The sequence below is a fragment of the Cupriavidus sp. a3 genome (assembly GCF_051015765.1).
Taxonomy (GTDB): Bacteria; Pseudomonadota; Gammaproteobacteria; order Burkholderiales; family Burkholderiaceae; genus Cupriavidus; species Cupriavidus oxalaticus_A.
In genome coordinates this window covers 847,151-860,413 of sequence record NZ_CP170644.1, presented here as the reverse complement: position 1 = coordinate 860,413, position 13,263 = coordinate 847,151, and the positions used below count along the sequence as shown (strand labels likewise).

Annotated in this window: 16 protein-coding genes; 7 read left to right on the top strand and 9 right to left on the bottom strand. The window is 69.3% G+C overall.

What is annotated here, in order from left to right:
- Positions 1 to 60 precede the first annotated feature (60 nt).
- On the top strand, positions 61 to 192 hold the full coding sequence (locus ACAD63_RS25795) for a hypothetical protein (protein ID WP_256376129.1): 132 nt from the start codon (positions 61 to 63) through the stop codon (positions 190 to 192).
- A 94-nt stretch (positions 193 to 286) separates the two neighbouring features.
- Here ACAD63_RS25795 and ACAD63_RS25790 read toward each other — a convergent pair whose 3' ends face one another.
- From ACAD63_RS25790 to ACAD63_RS25780, 3 genes are all read right to left on the bottom strand, one after another.
- Positions 287 to 697 (bottom strand): VOC family protein, encoded by a 411-nt coding sequence (locus tag ACAD63_RS25790; RefSeq protein WP_135702869.1) that lies wholly within the window; start codon positions 695 to 697, stop codon positions 287 to 289.
- A 129-nt stretch (positions 698 to 826) separates the two neighbouring features.
- Positions 827 to 2,278 carry a heavy metal sensor histidine kinase gene (locus tag ACAD63_RS25785; RefSeq protein ID WP_135702870.1) on the bottom strand — a complete coding sequence of 484 codons (1,452 nt, stop codon included), beginning with the start codon at positions 2,276 to 2,278 and terminating at the stop codon, positions 827 to 829.
- Positions 2,275 to 2,976: a heavy metal response regulator transcription factor gene (locus ACAD63_RS25780; RefSeq protein ID WP_133094455.1), complete on the bottom strand. Its 702-nt coding sequence runs from the start codon at positions 2,974 to 2,976 to the stop codon at positions 2,275 to 2,277. Before ACAD63_RS25780 ends, ACAD63_RS25785 begins: the two co-directional genes overlap by 4 nt.
- 215 nt (positions 2,977 to 3,191) lie before the next feature.
- On the opposite strand from ACAD63_RS25780, the gene ACAD63_RS25775 reads away from it, so the two are divergent.
- On the top strand, positions 3,192 to 3,638 hold the full coding sequence (locus ACAD63_RS25775; protein WP_133094454.1) for a hypothetical protein: 447 nt from the start codon (positions 3,192 to 3,194) through the stop codon (positions 3,636 to 3,638).
- Positions 3,639 to 3,715: 77 nt separating this feature from the next.
- On the opposite strand, the gene ACAD63_RS25770 is transcribed toward ACAD63_RS25775, so the two are convergent.
- The gene (locus ACAD63_RS25770; RefSeq protein ID WP_135702871.1) at positions 3,716 to 4,030 is read right to left on the bottom strand and encodes an H-NS family nucleoid-associated regulatory protein; all 315 of its coding nucleotides are present in this window, start codon (positions 4,028 to 4,030) and stop codon (positions 3,716 to 3,718) included.
- Positions 4,031 to 4,322: 292 nt separating this feature from the next.
- On the opposite strand from ACAD63_RS25770, the gene ACAD63_RS25765 reads away from it, so the two are divergent.
- Positions 4,323 to 4,598, top strand: a complete 276-nt coding sequence (locus tag ACAD63_RS25765; protein WP_434034563.1) for a hydroxyquinol 1,2-dioxygenase — start codon at positions 4,323 to 4,325, stop codon at positions 4,596 to 4,598.
- 60 nt (positions 4,599 to 4,658) lie between these two features.
- On the opposite strand, the gene ACAD63_RS25760 is transcribed toward ACAD63_RS25765, so the two are convergent.
- Entirely contained in the window at positions 4,659 to 5,546 is an 888-nt protein-coding gene (locus ACAD63_RS25760) for a 3-keto-5-aminohexanoate cleavage protein (RefSeq protein WP_135702872.1), read from the bottom strand.
- Positions 5,543 to 6,520: a 3-hydroxyacyl-CoA dehydrogenase family protein gene (locus ACAD63_RS25755; RefSeq protein ID WP_434034562.1), complete on the bottom strand. Its 978-nt coding sequence runs from the start codon at positions 6,518 to 6,520 to the stop codon at positions 5,543 to 5,545. The genes ACAD63_RS25760 and ACAD63_RS25755 overlap by 4 nt, the downstream gene beginning before the upstream one ends.
- Before the next feature lie 214 nt (positions 6,521 to 6,734).
- Here ACAD63_RS25755 and ACAD63_RS25750 point away from each other — a divergent pair, with 214 nt between their 5' ends.
- Together ACAD63_RS25750 and ACAD63_RS25745 are read left to right on the top strand one after the other, a co-directional pair.
- Positions 6,735 to 7,673, top strand: a complete 939-nt coding sequence (locus ACAD63_RS25750) for a LysR family transcriptional regulator (RefSeq protein ID WP_133094449.1) — start codon at positions 6,735 to 6,737, stop codon at positions 7,671 to 7,673.
- Entirely contained in the window at positions 7,670 to 7,792 is a 123-nt protein-coding gene (locus tag ACAD63_RS25745; RefSeq protein WP_255519723.1) for a hypothetical protein, read from the top strand. The genes ACAD63_RS25750 and ACAD63_RS25745 overlap by 4 nt, the downstream gene beginning before the upstream one ends.
- Before the next feature lie 180 nt (positions 7,793 to 7,972).
- On the opposite strand, the gene ACAD63_RS25740 is transcribed toward ACAD63_RS25745, so the two are convergent.
- The 3 genes from ACAD63_RS25740 to ACAD63_RS25730 form a co-directional block, all read right to left on the bottom strand.
- Positions 7,973 to 8,143, bottom strand: a complete 171-nt coding sequence (locus tag ACAD63_RS25740) for a hypothetical protein (RefSeq protein ID WP_165971468.1) — start codon at positions 8,141 to 8,143, stop codon at positions 7,973 to 7,975.
- Positions 8,144 to 8,309: 166 nt separating this feature from the next.
- Entirely contained in the window at positions 8,310 to 8,981 is a 672-nt protein-coding gene (locus ACAD63_RS25735) for a GntR family transcriptional regulator (protein ID WP_434034561.1), read from the bottom strand.
- A 3-nt stretch (positions 8,982 to 8,984) separates the two neighbouring features.
- Positions 8,985 to 10,739, bottom strand: coding sequence for an IlvD/Edd family dehydratase (locus tag ACAD63_RS25730; RefSeq protein WP_434034560.1), 1,755 nt, complete (start codon positions 10,737 to 10,739; stop codon positions 8,985 to 8,987).
- 258 nt (positions 10,740 to 10,997) lie between these two features.
- On the opposite strand from ACAD63_RS25730, the gene ACAD63_RS25725 reads away from it, so the two are divergent.
- Together ACAD63_RS25725 and ACAD63_RS25720 are read left to right on the top strand one after the other, a co-directional pair.
- Positions 10,998 to 12,032 carry a Bug family tripartite tricarboxylate transporter substrate binding protein gene (locus tag ACAD63_RS25725; protein WP_133094446.1) on the top strand — a complete coding sequence of 345 codons (1,035 nt, stop codon included), beginning with the start codon at positions 10,998 to 11,000 and terminating at the stop codon, positions 12,030 to 12,032.
- Positions 12,033 to 12,226: 194 nt separating this feature from the next.
- Positions 12,227 to 13,126 (top strand): NAD(P)-dependent oxidoreductase, encoded by a 900-nt coding sequence (locus tag ACAD63_RS25720; RefSeq protein WP_434034684.1) that lies wholly within the window; start codon positions 12,227 to 12,229, stop codon positions 13,124 to 13,126.
- The last annotated feature ends 137 nt before the right edge of the window (positions 13,127 to 13,263 follow it).

Genomic DNA, 13,263 nt, shown 5'->3' with positions numbered 1-13,263 from the left:
CGAGCAGCCACCGCCACAGCAAGAGGGCGCCGCGGCGTCCGGGGCGGCCTGCGAATGTGCATGCCCGTGATTGTGGCCATGAGCATGGCCAGGACCGTGATCATGGACGTGATCGTGGCCATGTTCATGGCGGCGTCCGGAGTGATCGTGCCCCGGGCCGGCATGATCCCGGGGCAGTGCGTCTTCAGGTGACGTGCGAGCCATCTCTTGTTGTTCGCGTGGTTTGACCTGATGACATTGAAGACCCTGTAGCGGCTACAAAGTCAAGCAGGCTTCAAGCGGACCCTTAGTGCTCGCAATTGACCATCCACGACATGCCGAAGCGATCCACCAGCATGCCGAAGCCTTCGGCCCAGAACGTCTTCTGGTACGGCACCACCACCTGCCCGCCTTCGGCCAGTCCGTTGAAAATGCGCTCACCCTCTTCCTTGCCGACCGCGCCGACCGACAGGCTGAAGCCGCTGAAGGCCGGCCGCTCGCCCGGGCGGCCATCGGACGCCATCAGCTGGGTCTCGCCGAACTGGATATTGGCGTGCATCACCTTGTCCTTCCAGTCTTCCGGGATCTGCATGCCCTGGTCCGGCGGCGCCTCCTTGTAGCGCATCGCGAATGTCACCTGCGCGCCCAGCACCTTGCCGTAGAACGCCACGGCTTCGTCGAAGCGGCCGCCAAAATCCAGATAGGGTTGCACCTGCATGTCACTCTCCTTGTGGGTTGTGATCCTGGTTGCGTGTGGATGCGCCGGCCGGAGTTGCCTTGCCGGCACGCGCGCCATTATGAGCGAGTGCCGGGCACATGCAAGCGCAGCGGTCCGCTGCCGATCGCTTCAGGCCACCGTGGCGGGAGCCTGCGTCGCCGCGGCCGAGGTTTCGGCCGGGAATTGCAGCGAGAACACCGTTTCGCCGTCGGCGCTGCGCACGGTCACGCTGCCGCCGTGCAGCCGCATGATGGTGTCGACGATTGCCAGCCCGAGGCCGGTCGAAGTGGCCGAATTGCGGCGCGACGGGTCCGCGCGGTAGAAGCGGCCGAAGATATGCGGCAGGGTGTCCGGCGGGATCGCCGGTCCCGCGTTGCTGACGCGGATGCAGGTGTTGGCCGCCCCACCCGGCGCGGGAACGCGCGTGGCATCCAGCCGCACCGTGGTTCCCTCGGGCGCGTGGCGCAGCGCGTTGTCGAGCAGGTTGGTGACCGCGCGCCGCAGCAGCGCCTGGTCGGCCTGCACCAGCGCGTGTCCGCCAACCGCCAGCGTGACGTCGCGGTCGGCCGCGACCGCCTCGAAATACTCGGCCATCTTGTCGAGCTCTTCACGCGCATCCAGCGTGCGCACGCCCAGCGCCACCTGCGCATGGTCGGCGCGCGCGAGGAACAGCATGTTCTCGATCATGCGCGCCAGCCGTTCGTATTCTTCCAGGTTCGATTCGAGCAGCGCCTCGTATTCCGCCGCGCCGCGGCTTTGCGCCAGCGTTACCTGGGTCTGGCCGATCAGGTTGCTGATCGGGGTGCGGAAATCGTGCGCCAGGTCGGCCGAGAACTCGGACAGCCGCGAGAAGCTGTCCTGCAGCCGCGCCAGCATGTCGTTGAGCGCGGCCGCCAGTTCGCGCAGCTCGGCGGGCGCACTGCCCACATCGAGCCGCGTGGCAAGCCGGCTGGTGGTCACCGCGGCCGCGTCGGTTGCCATGCGCCGCAGCGGCTGCAGACCGCGCCGCGCCAGCACGAAACCGAGCCCGGCCGCCGCGGCCGCGCCGCACAGCGTCGCCCACAGCAGCCGGTAGCGGTATTCGCGGATCAGCGCCACGCGGTAGCCGGCATCGCGCAGCACCACGATCTCGACGGCCTTGTCGGAATCCCCGAGCTGGCCGAGCGCGGCAATGCCGCGCGAAGGCACGCCGTTGCGCGGATACCAGGTCTGCAGCATGTCTTTCTCCGGCTGCATGCCGGCCGGCAGCACGCGCAGCGGCGGCACGGACTCGTTGCGCGGATTGAGCGTGACCAGCGGCTCGCCCTGGCGCGAGCGCACCACCAGGATCAGCCCCTCATGGCCCATGGCGATATCGGCGAACCGGTGCGTATCGGCGCGGATCTCAGCCTCGCTGCGCACTTCGCGCAGCAGGTGGCGCACCAGCAGCACTTCGCCGACCAGTTCGCTCTCGTCGCGGCCCTGCAGCTGCGCCGACAGAGCGCTGGACAGGTAGGCTGCCACGCTGACCAGGATCGCGGCCGTGGCCAGCCCGTACGCCAGCGCCAGCCGCGTGGTCAGGGACGACGGCAGCCGCATCATGCCGCGCCGGGCCCGAAGCCATCGCTGTCTTCGCCGTCATCCAGCACATAGCCCATGCCGCGCCGGGTATGGATCAGCTTGCGCGCAAACGGGTCGTCGACCTTGGCGCGCAGGCGCCGGATCGATACGTCGACCACATTGGTGTTGCTGTCGAAGTTGACGTCCCACACCTGCGACGCGATCAGCGAGCGCGACAGCACCTCGCCGCGGCGGCGCGCCAGCAGGTACAGCAGCGCAAACTCCTTGGAGGTCAGGTCGATCTTCTGGCCGGCGCGCACCACGCGACGGCGGATGGCATCGATCTGCAGGTCGGCCACTTCGATGAATTCGCTCTCGCGCAGCGGCCCGCGGCGCAGAATGGTGCGGATGCGCAGCACCAGCTCCGCGAAGGCGAACGGCTTGACCATGTAGTCGTCGGCGCCAAGCTCCAGGCCCTTGAGGCGGTCCGACAGCTCGTCACGCGCGGTCAGGAACAGCACGGGCGTGTCGCGCTCGCGGCGCAGCTCGCGCAGCACCTGCCAGCCGTCAAGGTTGGGCAGCATCACGTCCAGCACGATCAGGTCGTAGGGGTGCTCGCGCGCGTGGGCCAGGCCGTCGACACCGTCGCGCGCCAGGTCCACCACGAAGCCGGATTCGGTGAGGCCCTTGAGCAGGTAGTCGCCCGCCTTGGGTTCGTCCTCGACAATCAGGATACGCATGTGTCAGTCACTTTCCGGCGGCACCAGTGCCGCCATGGCGTAACGCTAGCCGAGGATGGCGGGAAATGGGCAAAGATTTCAGAAATGTCATGGCAAAGACGGCTTTCTGCGGGGAAATGCCAGTAAAATGCGCGGTGACCGCCGGCCCGGCCGATGGTTCCCCCCGCGCTCCGCGCGATTTCGATTACCTGTCCGCTTAGCCTTCGCCCGCCTTGATGAAACGCCTGCCGCGCCTGTCGAACTCCCTGCTGCTGTCGCTTGCACTGCTCGCGCCGGTATCCGGTGCCCTGGCGGCCGTGACGACCGTATGCAGCGCGGTGCAGGCCGCGGGGCTGTCGCTGCCGGAACGGCACGCAGCGGCCAAGATGGAAGCCGAAGCCGCACTGGGTGGCGGCAGCGAAGGCAGCTGCCGCGGCGCCGCGGTGCAGGTCATGGTGGAACCCGGCGGACAAGGCGTGCCGCTGCAACTGCAGGACGGGTCGCCGCAGCCGTCGGACGACGACACCGCAACGCTGCCGGGCCAACCTGCCGCCGCCGCGGGCGAACTGCCGGAACTGCCGCCCGAGGTGATGGCCCACTGGGCGCATGCGGCCCCGATGGCGACACCGGCGGTATTCAACGACCTGCTGCCCGACCTGCTGCCTTTTGCCTCGCGCTGCTGAAGCGCAACGCCGCGCCTGGCGGCGTTCCTGACTGCAACCCGCTTATTGCCGCAAGCCGCTGGCGCTGCGCGTACGGCTTATTCGACGCGGAAGAACTCGATCGATTGCCCCGCATTGACCGCGCGCTGCAGCCAGTCGGGGTATTCGCCCTCGCCGTCCCAGCTTTGCCCCAGGGCATTGCGGTAGAGCGGACGCGGTGCGCCATTGGATTTGGCGCTGGCAACATCGGCGCCGGCCTCGGGCGCGGCCTTGCGTGAGGGTTCCACAGCGCGCGCCGGGACCTTGTCGAAGCATCCCGCGGCGACCAGGTCGTCAAGCGTCAGCGCATGACGGTCCATTTGCTCGTGGATCCACGCCACCGCAGCGAGTTTGGCTGAATCAGACTCGGACATGACTATCGTGAGAGGCCCGCTGCATTTCCGCGGGCAATGAGGACCGGCGATGGAACCGCAGGCCGGTCGGATAGCCATGATTCTACAGCCTTTGCCGGTGCTGCCGGCGTTTGCGCGCGACGGCGCGGCGCATTTCCTTGCATTTCCCTGCATTTGCCGTGCGCTTGCCGCGCAGGGCAAATGCTGCATGACGGCAATGTCATGTCGGCGTCATGCTGGCGTGGATGGCCAGTGCCTAGACTTCTCTCTACCGCCACCCGTACCGGGCTGGCACTCTTACGGAGAAGCATCCATGCAAGCACTCAGGCAAGTCTTTGTCGCCACCGCACTGGTTGCGGCCGCGGTCGGCACCGCGCAGGCAGCACCGCGCAGCGTCGATCCGTTCAGCGACGGCGCGCGCAGCGCCACCGGCACGCGCAGCTCGTTCACCGACGGCGCGCATACGGCCACCGGTACCCGCAGCAGCTTTATCGATGGCGCACACACCGCCACCGGCACCCGCAGCACCTTCACCGACGGCGCACACAACCCGAACGGTCCGCGCGACAGCTTCAGCGACGGCGCCTGACCTCGGCCGCCCGCCGCGCGGCCACCATTGTGCCCACCACGGCGCGCACGCGGGACCGCATCAGCGCACCGCGCCGTAGATCCGGCGCGCATCCGCGGCGTCGGCGATCGGCCGGCCCAGCGTGAGTCCGCCCTGCACGGCCTGCGCCACCAGCGCGGCGTTGCCGGGCGCGCGGCTGCCGTCGCGCAGCAGCAGGTTGTTCTCGAAGCCCACCCGCACATGGCCGCCGAACGCGGCGGCCGCGGTCACGCAGGCATTCTCTTCGCGGCCAAAGGCGCAGATCGCCCACGGCAGCGCATCGTCGCTTTCCGCGGCCACCTGCAGGAACGGCAGCAGGTCGTGCGGCGACGAGACCTGCCCCGCCGAATAGCGCCCCAGCACATACAGCAGCGACCACGCACCCGCCGGCACCAGTCCGCGCGCGCGCAGCGCATGCCAGCGGCGCACGTCGGCCGCGTCGTACAGGATGACCTGCGTCATCACGCGTTCGCGCGCCAGCCAGGCGAAGAACGCGGCCAGCTCGCTTTCCGGGATCTCCGGCACGGCCACCTCGCGCAAACCCACCGACACGGCTTCGGGCCGCAGCTCGCGCACCATCGCCATCTGCGCGGGGGCCTTGTACACGCCGGCGGCTTCGCTGGTCACCTGCACCAGCAGCGAATCGCCGACGGCCTGCTTCACGGCGGCCAGCGCGTCGCGGTAGGCCTGCGCGTCGAGCGAATGGCGGCCCTGCGCATCGCGCACGTGCATATGCATCATGGCGGCGCCGGCATCGAGGCAGGCGCGCGCTTCCTGTGCCAGCGCCGCGGCGGTCAGCGGCACCGCGGGGTGGTCGGCAGCCTGCTTGTAGGCGCCGTTGGGCGCGACCGTGACGATCAGCGGGGAATCGGCAAGCGCCGCGCGGGCCGCGGCGGCTTGTGTCGAGGCAGACGGATTGGCTTGGGTCATGGCTGGATTTCGGGCAATTCAGGAGCGATCAGGTCGAGGCCGGCGCGCAGCAGGCGGTCGTAGCGCGCGCGCTCGGCGGCAATGGCTGCGGGGCTCCAGACATAGAAGCCCTCGCCGCGCTTCATGCCGTGGCGGCCGTCGGCGGCGCGCTCGGCCAGGCAGCGCGCGGGATGGTCGTCGTTGCAGAAGCTCGGGTACATGGTGGCGCCGGCGGCGGCGTGCACGTCGATGCCGGCATGGTCGCGCTGCAGCACCGGGCCAGCCGCCAGAAAGCGGAAGCCGAAGCCGAAGCGCACCGCCGCATCCACGTCCTCGGGCGAGGCAATGCCGCGGTCGATCAGGTTGAAGGCCTCGCGCGACAGCGCGTGCTGCAGCCGGTTCGCAAGGAAGCCGGGCAGGTCCTTGCGCACTTTCACCGGCACCATCGCGCAGCGGCGCATGAACGCGATCAGCGCGTCGGCGCGGCCTTCGTCGCTGTCTTCGCCCATCACCACTTCGACCAGCGGCACCAGGTGCGCCGGCATGAAGAAATGCAGGCCCAGCATGCGCTCGCGCGACTCCAGCCCGGCGCCGATCGCGCTGATCGGGAAGCTGGAGCTGTTGCTGGCGAGCACCGTGTCCGCCCGCGCGCGGCGGACCAGGTCGGCAAACAATTGCTGCTTGAGTTCCAGGCGCTCGGGGATGCATTCGATCACCAGGTCGACGGTGGCCCATTCCACCTGGTCCAGCGTGGCGGCCACGGACAGGCATGCGGCGCCGTCGGCGCGGCCGATGGCGGCCAGGTTGTCGCGCACCCGCCCGGGCAGCGCGGCGCCGCGCGTGGCGTCAGGCTCGATCACGGTGGTGCGGCACAGGGCGCGGGTCAGCACCACGGCGACGTCGGCGCCCATGGTGCCGCCGCCCACCACCACCGCATGGGCGGCGCCGGGACGGCCCAGTGGGCTGGCAGTGACCGCTTCGGTCGGGTTCGGCATAGGTTCTCCGGGGAAGTCCTGCGGGATTGGTGCCGCCCCGGGGGCCGCAGTGGCGCGCCGGGCAACGGAATCCCGGCAGTGTAGAGAACTCGCTTTGATTGATGAAGTCGATTCTCTGGATAAAATGATCCACAAATCAGATCAATCGCACGATCCGACCGCTCGTGCCGCTCATGTCTTCCGCGGCGCACACCGCGCCCGCCACTGCCTGACCATGAAAATCAACCTGTCGATGCGGGACATCGAGACCACGCTGGTGCTCGGCCGCACGCTCAATTACCGCCAGGCCGCCACCCAGCTGCACCTGTCCCAGTCCGCCCTGTCCACGCAGATCCTGCGTATCGAGGAATCGCTCGGCGTGCGCCTGTTCGATCGCACCACCCGCACCGTGCGCCTGACCGCCGCGGGCCAGGTCTTTATGCAGCAGGCCGCGCTGCTGCAGGCCGCCTTCCGCGGCGCCATCGACGCCGTTACCGGCATTGCTAGCGCCGAGCGCGGCCAGGTGGCCGTGGCGGCGCTGCCGTCGCTGGCGGCGCGCATGCTGCCGCGCGTGCTGATGGCCTACCACCGGGCGCGCCCGGAAGTGGCGCTGAAGGTGATCGACACGCTGTCGGGCCCGGCCTTCGACCTGGTGCGCGCGGGCGAGGTGGACTTTGCGCTGACGGCGGCCGATCCGCAGCAGGCCGACCTGCATTACGAGCCGCTGCTGTCCGACCGCTTCGTGCTGCTGATCCCCTCGGCGCACCCGCTGGCGCGCAGCAGCGGCCCGTTGCGCTGGGCCGATACCGCCACCGCGCCGCACGTATCGATGACGCATCCCAGCAGCGTGCGCCAGTACGCCGAATGGGCCTTCCTGCAGAACAAGATCCGCTTCCAGCCGGTGTTCGAGGCCGAGCACCTGGCCACCATCGCGGCCATGGTCGAATGCGGCTTCGGCGTGGCGGCGCTGCCAGAGATTGCGGCCGGCACGGTGCGCCAGGCCGGCATCGTCGAGCGGTTACTGACCGCGCCAGTGACCGAGCGCTCGATCGGGCTGGTGACCTCGCGCAACCGCTCGCTGTCCCCCGCCGCCGCCGAACTTGCCGCGGCGGTGCGCGCGCAGCTGGCGCATCCCGCCGCTGCCGGCGCCGGCGCCATGGAGGCCAGCGCATGAGCATCATCGTCGATATCCTGATCCTGGCCGGCGCGCTGCCGGCCATCGTCGCGGTGGTGCAGTGGTCGCGGTGGTCTGCGCCGGCCTTATGGCCAGCGCGCTCGGGCCGACGCGCCTGAACCCGCCGAACTGGCGCCACCTGCGCATGATGTGGGAGCTCGCGATGCCGCGCACCATTACCCGCACGGCATCGAGCCGGGCTCGCGACCGGCCGCTGGCGCGCGCTGGCCGATCGCTTCGGGCTGCCGATCCGCCGCCGCCGTCAGGACAGGCCCGGCACGGAGCCGGGCCCGCAGGCTTCAGGAAGGGTCTTTGGTACGCGTGCGCGAGACGGCCATCATGATGCCGACGCCGAGCACGATCAGGCAGGCGATGCCGATATAAACGGTCGCGAGGCCGGCCGTTGACATCGCCCAGGCGATGCCGCCGACCAGGACCAGCAAGCCAATGATGTATAGCGCGAATGACATGAATCGGCTCCTTGCGGTGGTGACGCTGCTTCCAATGTAGGCAGCGTCACGCGCGCAAGGGATAGGACGATGGCGGACGGCGGCGTAGGCGGGTTCTGACTTCGCTGTGATGCCGCTGCCACAGGGCGGTGGCCGCAATGCGGCCCGCCGGGGCTGTCCGCAGGGTTCAGGCAGCGCCCCGGGCCTGCGCCGCGGCGAGATAGGCATCGCGCGACGGCAGCAGGTGGCGGCGGCACAGTTCCACCAGCGCCTCGCGGTTGCCCTGCTGCAGCGCCTCGATCATGGCCCAGTGCTCCTGCCGAGCGCGCTCGCGATAGGCCGCGGCCGCCAGCGTGCCGAACCGGATCGGGTGGGTGCGGCGCGCATAGTCGCCGATGGCCTGCTGCAGCACGGCATTGCCGGTCAGCGCGAACAGCTCGCGGTGAAAGGCCTGGTTGATGCGGAACACCGCGCGCGCATCGCCAGCGGCCACGGCGGCGTCATGCTGCTTCTGCACCGCGGCCAGCGGCGCCAGCCGCGCCGGCGGCACCGGCAGGTCGATCTGCGCGGCGGCATGGCATTCCAGCACTTCGCGCAGTGCGTATAGTTCCAGCACCTCGCGCGCGGAGAACGCGCGCACCACCGCGCCGACATTGCGCTTGCGCTCGACCACGCCGATCGCCTCCAGCCCCGCCAGCACCTGCCGCACCACATGCCGCTTGAGGGCGAAGCGCGCCATCAGGTCGTCCTCGGTCAGCCGCTCGCGCGGATGCAGGCGGCTGAAGACGATGTCCTCCTCCAGCGTATCGACGGCCTGCTGCATGGCGCCGGCTTCGGACTGTGGGGTGATGTCCGGCATGGCTCAGCGCTGGTGCGGCACGGTATCGACGGTCTGCGTCGCGCGCAGGAAGTCGAAGTCGACGCCCTGGTCGGCCTGCGTCACGGTCTCGAGGAACAGCTTGCGGTAGCCGCGCTCGGCGCGCGGGCGCTCCACCGGCTGCGCCGCGGCGCGGCGGGCCAGTTCGGCGTCGTCGACCAGCAGCGTCAGGTCGCGCTCGCGCACCGAAAGGCGGATGCGGTCGCCGCTGCGCACCAGCGCCAGCGGACCGCCGATGGCCGCTTCGGGCGTCACGTGCAGCACGATGGTGCCTGCCGCGGTGCCGCTCATGCGGCCGTCCGAGATGCGCACCATGTCCTTGACCCCGGCGCGCGCCAGCTTGCGCGGGATCGGCATGTAGCCCGCTTCGGGCATGCCGGGCGCGCCGGTGGGCCCGATGCGCTTGAGCACCAGGATATCGTCGGCCTTGACGTCGAGCGCTTCGTCGTCGATGCGCAGCGCCATGTCCTCGGCGTTCTCGAATACCACGGCGCGGCCCTCGTGCTCCATCAGCACCGGATCGGCCGCGGACTGCTTGATGATGGCGCCGCCCGGCGCCAGGTTGCCGCGCAGCACGGCCAGGCCGCCGGCCGGGTAGATCGGGTCGGCCGCTCTGCGGATCACGTCCTGCTCGAACGGCGGCGGCGCGGCGTCAAGCTCTTCGCCAAGCGTGCGGCCGGACACGGTCAGCGTGTCCAGGTGTAGCAGCGGGCGCAGCTCGCGCAGCAGCGTGGCCATGCCGCCGGCCTTGTGGAAGTCCTCCATGTAGTGCTGGCCGGAGGGCTTGAGGTCGACCAGCACCGGCGTCTCGCGGCTCATGCGGTCCAGGCCCGCCAGGTCGATATCGATGCCGAGGCGGCCGGCAATGGCGGTCAGGTGCACGATGCCGTTGGTCGAGCCGCCGATCGCCAGCAGCACGCGCAGTGCGTTCTCGAAAGCCTTGCCGGTCAGGATGCGGTCCGGCGTCAGGCGCGCCTTGGCCATCGCCACCGCCGTGGTGCCGGTGCGCTCGGCCACGCGGATGCGGTCGGCCGTCACCGCGGGCGCCGAGGCACCGCCGGCCACCATCATGCCAAGCGCCTCGGTCACGCACGCCATGGTGCTGGCCGTGCCCATCACCGAACAGGTGCCGACGCTGGCCACCAACTGGTTGTTGACGTCGGCGATCTCGGCGGCATCGATCTCTTCGGCACGATAGCGGCCCCAGTAGCGGCGGCAGTCAGTGCAGGCGCCCACGCGCTCGCCACGATGCGCGCCGGTGAGCATCGAACCGGTTACCAGCTGGATCGCCGGCACCCCGGCCGAGGCCGCGCCCATCAACTGCGCCGGCACGGTCTTGTCGCAGCCGCCGATCAGCACTACCGCGTCCATGGGCTGCGCGCGGATCATTTCCTCGGTGTCCATCGACATTAGGTTGCGCAGGTACATGCTGGTCGGCGCGGAAAAGCTCTCGTGCACCGAGATGGTCGGGAAATCCACCGGCAGGCCGCCGGCCAGCATCACGCCGCGCCGGACCGCGTCGATCAGCTGCGGCGCGTTGCCGTGGCAGGGGTTGTAGCTGCTGCCGGTGTTGACGATGCCGATCACCGGCCGCGACAGCGCGTCGTCGGTATAGCCGGCGCCCTTGATAAAGGCCTTGCGCAGGAACAGCGAGAAGCCGGTGTCGCCGTAGTTGGTCAGGCCCTTGGCCAGGCCTTGCGGTCGGGTGGCGTCGGGCTTGCTGGGGTCGTTGGCGGACATGAGGGCTATCTCCAATGAAATTATTGATAATCGATGGCCGGAAGCTTAGCGGCCAATGCTGGCGTAGCGCAAGCCCGGCATCGCACCGCATTAATTGATTCAATCCAGAGATCAGTCGATAGAAAAATACTGATTCATCAATCAAGCGGCCCGGCCTACACTTGGCCCCGATAACGAGCCGGGCGTCATCCGCCGGCGGCCACCCGCCGCCCGCCGATCCATTCCCATTCCAACGATTTCCCGGCACAGGAGACCCACATGCCTGGCATTTCGCCCACGGCCGCCCGCGCCACCACAGCGGCGCGCCGCACCCCTCGCCGCTCCATCCTGGTTGCTTCCCTCGCATTTGCCGGCATGCTGCTCGCCCCGGCTTGGGGCATGGCCGCGGACGCCTATCCCGCCAAGCCGATCCGGCTGGTCGTGCCCTACCCGCCCGGCGGCGCCACCGACGTGATCGGCCGCACGCTGGCCCAGCGCCTGTCCACCACGCTCGGCCAGCAGGTGGTGGTCGACAACCGCGCCGGCGCCGCGGGCAATATCGGCGCCGAGCTGGTCGCCAAGTCGCCCGCCGACGGCTATACCCTGCTGCTGGGCGCGCTCACCAGCCACGCCATCAACGCCGCGCTGTACAAGAGCCGCGTGCCTTACGACCTGGAGAAGAGCTTCGCGCCGGTGTCGATCGTCGGCACCGTGCCGCTGGTGTTCGTGGTCAATCCGTCGGTCAGCGCCAGCAGCCTGCCGCAACTGGTCTCGCTGGCAAAATCCAGGCCCGGCGCCATCACCTTCGCCTCGGCCGGCAACGGTTCTCCGCAGCACCTGGCCGGCGAGATGTTCAAGCGCATGGCCGGCGTGGAGATGCTGCACGTGCCATACAAGGGCAGCGGCCCGGCCATGACCGACCTGATCGGCGGTCAGGTGCTGAGCATGGTCGAGACCGTTCCCGCGGCCCAGGCCTACGTCAAGACCGGCAAGATCCGCGCCCTGGCGGTGGCCTCGTCCGAGCGCGTCAGTGCGCTGCCCGACGTGCCGACCGCCACCGAAGCCGGACTGAAAGACTTCGAAGTCAGCTCGATGTTCGGCATCGTCGCTCCGGCGGGCACGCCGGCGCCGGTGATCGACCGGCTCAGCGGCGACCTGAAGAAGATCCTGGCCGAGCCGGAAGTCCAGGCCACGCTGCTCAAGCAAGGGGCGATTGCCACGTGGACGACGCCGGCGCAGGCGAGTGCGCGGATCAAGGCCGAGGTCGGCAAGTGGAATACGGTGATCCGGGAGGCGGGGGTGAAGCCGGAGTAGTCATTGGATGCAGTCCGAATACCCAGGACATGGGTTTTTCCGGGTTAGCAGTGACATGGGTATGAATGCCTCCCTCGTCACTCTGTTATGCCCCGCATTCCGCCCTGCTGTATCTGTGCCCCGCCTGCTCCCGCCCGTATACTCTGGGGGGCCGGGCGCGGCCCTAGCCCGCGCCTCACCGATTCCACAAACAGATCAAGCAACGGAGCAGCAGCATGCGTGTCGCATTTCTCGGCCTGGGCGTCATGGGTTTCCACATGGCCGGCCACCTCGCCGCCAAAGGGCACGAGGTCACGGTCTACAACCGCACCGCCGCCAGGGCGCAGGCCTGGGTCGGGAAGTTCGGCGGCAAGGCGGCAGCGACGCCGGCACTGGCGGTGCGCGACGCACAGGTGGTGTGCTCCTGCGTCGGCAATGACGACGACCTGCGCGCGGTGCTGACCGGCCCCGATGGCGCCTTCTTCGGCGCGCCGAGCGGCTGCATTTTCGTCGACCACACCACGGCCAGCGCCAATGTCGCGCGCGAGCTCTATGCCGCGGCCGGCGAGCGCGGCCTGCACTTTGTCGACGGCCCGGTCTCGGGCGGCGAAGTCGGCGCGGAAAAAGGCATCCTGACCATCATGTGCGGCGGCGATGCCGACGTCTACGCGCGCGCCGAGCCGGTCATCGCCGCCTATGCCCGTGCGGTGACCCGCATCGGCGAGGCCGGCGCCGGGCAACTGGCCAAGATGGTCAACCAGATCAGCATTGCCGGCCTGATCCAGGGCCTGTCAGAGGCCATCGCCTTCGGCGAGCGCGCCGGGCTGGACATGCGGCTGGTGCTGGATGTGATCAGCAAGGGCGCCGCCGGCTCCTGGCAGCTCGAAAACCGCGGCCCCACCATGATCGACAACAAGTTCGATTTCGGCTTCGCGGTGGACTGGATGCGCAAGGACCTGGGCCTGTGCCTGGACGAGTCGCGCCGCAACGGCGCCGCTCTGCCGGTGACGGCGCTGGTCGACCAGTTCTATGCCGACCTGCAGCAGATGGGATGCGGCCGCGCCGACACCTCGTCGCTGATCAAGCGCCTGCGCCAGCACGCGAAGGACGCCTGAGGTAGCGCCAGCACTACCTGCCGTCGTCCGATTCCTACAGCGATTTCGGCGCGTGCCTGAAAGGCCGCCGGCCGGACCGTGCCTAAGCTGGACGCATGGGCCGGTCCACCCGGGCCAGTCCGGCAATGATGCAGGAG

Bases quoted from the DNA above. Each gene is read 5' to 3' on its own strand.
- ACAD63_RS25735 (WP_434034561.1), bottom strand. From the start codon at position 8,981: ATGCCGGACATCACCCCACAGTCCGAAGCCGGCGCCATGCAGCAGGCC.
- ACAD63_RS25765 (WP_434034563.1), top strand. From the start codon at position 4,323: ATGCAAGCACTCAGGCAAGTCTTTGTCGCCACCGCACTGGTTGCGGCC.
- ACAD63_RS25755 (WP_434034562.1), bottom strand. From the start codon at position 6,520: ATGCCGAACCCGACCGAAGCGGTCACTGCCAGCCCACTGGGCCGTCCC.
- ACAD63_RS25730 (WP_434034560.1), bottom strand. From the start codon at position 10,739: ATGTCCGCCAACGACCCCAGCAAGCCCGACGCCACCCGACCGCAAGGC.
- ACAD63_RS25785 (WP_135702870.1), bottom strand. From the start codon at position 2,278: ATGATGCGGCTGCCGTCGTCCCTGACCACGCGGCTGGCGCTGGCGTAC.
- ACAD63_RS25745 (WP_255519723.1), top strand. From the start codon at position 7,670: ATGAGCATCATCGTCGATATCCTGATCCTGGCCGGCGCGCTGCCGGCC.
- ACAD63_RS25770 (WP_135702871.1), bottom strand. From the start codon at position 4,030: ATGTCCGAGTCTGATTCAGCCAAACTCGCTGCGGTGGCGTGGATCCAC.
- ACAD63_RS25790 (WP_135702869.1), bottom strand. From the start codon at position 697: ATGCAGGTGCAACCCTATCTGGATTTTGGCGGCCGCTTCGACGAAGCC.
- ACAD63_RS25795 (WP_256376129.1), top strand. From the start codon at position 61: ATGCCCGTGATTGTGGCCATGAGCATGGCCAGGACCGTGATCATGGAC.
- ACAD63_RS25780 (WP_133094455.1), bottom strand. From the start codon at position 2,976: ATGCGTATCCTGATTGTCGAGGACGAACCCAAGGCGGGCGACTACCTG.
- ACAD63_RS25775 (WP_133094454.1), top strand. From the start codon at position 3,192: ATGAAACGCCTGCCGCGCCTGTCGAACTCCCTGCTGCTGTCGCTTGCA.
- ACAD63_RS25740 (WP_165971468.1), bottom strand. From the start codon at position 8,143: ATGTCATTCGCGCTATACATCATTGGCTTGCTGGTCCTGGTCGGCGGC.
- ACAD63_RS25725 (WP_133094446.1), top strand. From the start codon at position 10,998: ATGCCTGGCATTTCGCCCACGGCCGCCCGCGCCACCACAGCGGCGCGC.
- ACAD63_RS25760 (WP_135702872.1), bottom strand. From the start codon at position 5,546: ATGACCCAAGCCAATCCGTCTGCCTCGACACAAGCCGCCGCGGCCCGC.
- ACAD63_RS25750 (WP_133094449.1), top strand. From the start codon at position 6,735: ATGAAAATCAACCTGTCGATGCGGGACATCGAGACCACGCTGGTGCTC.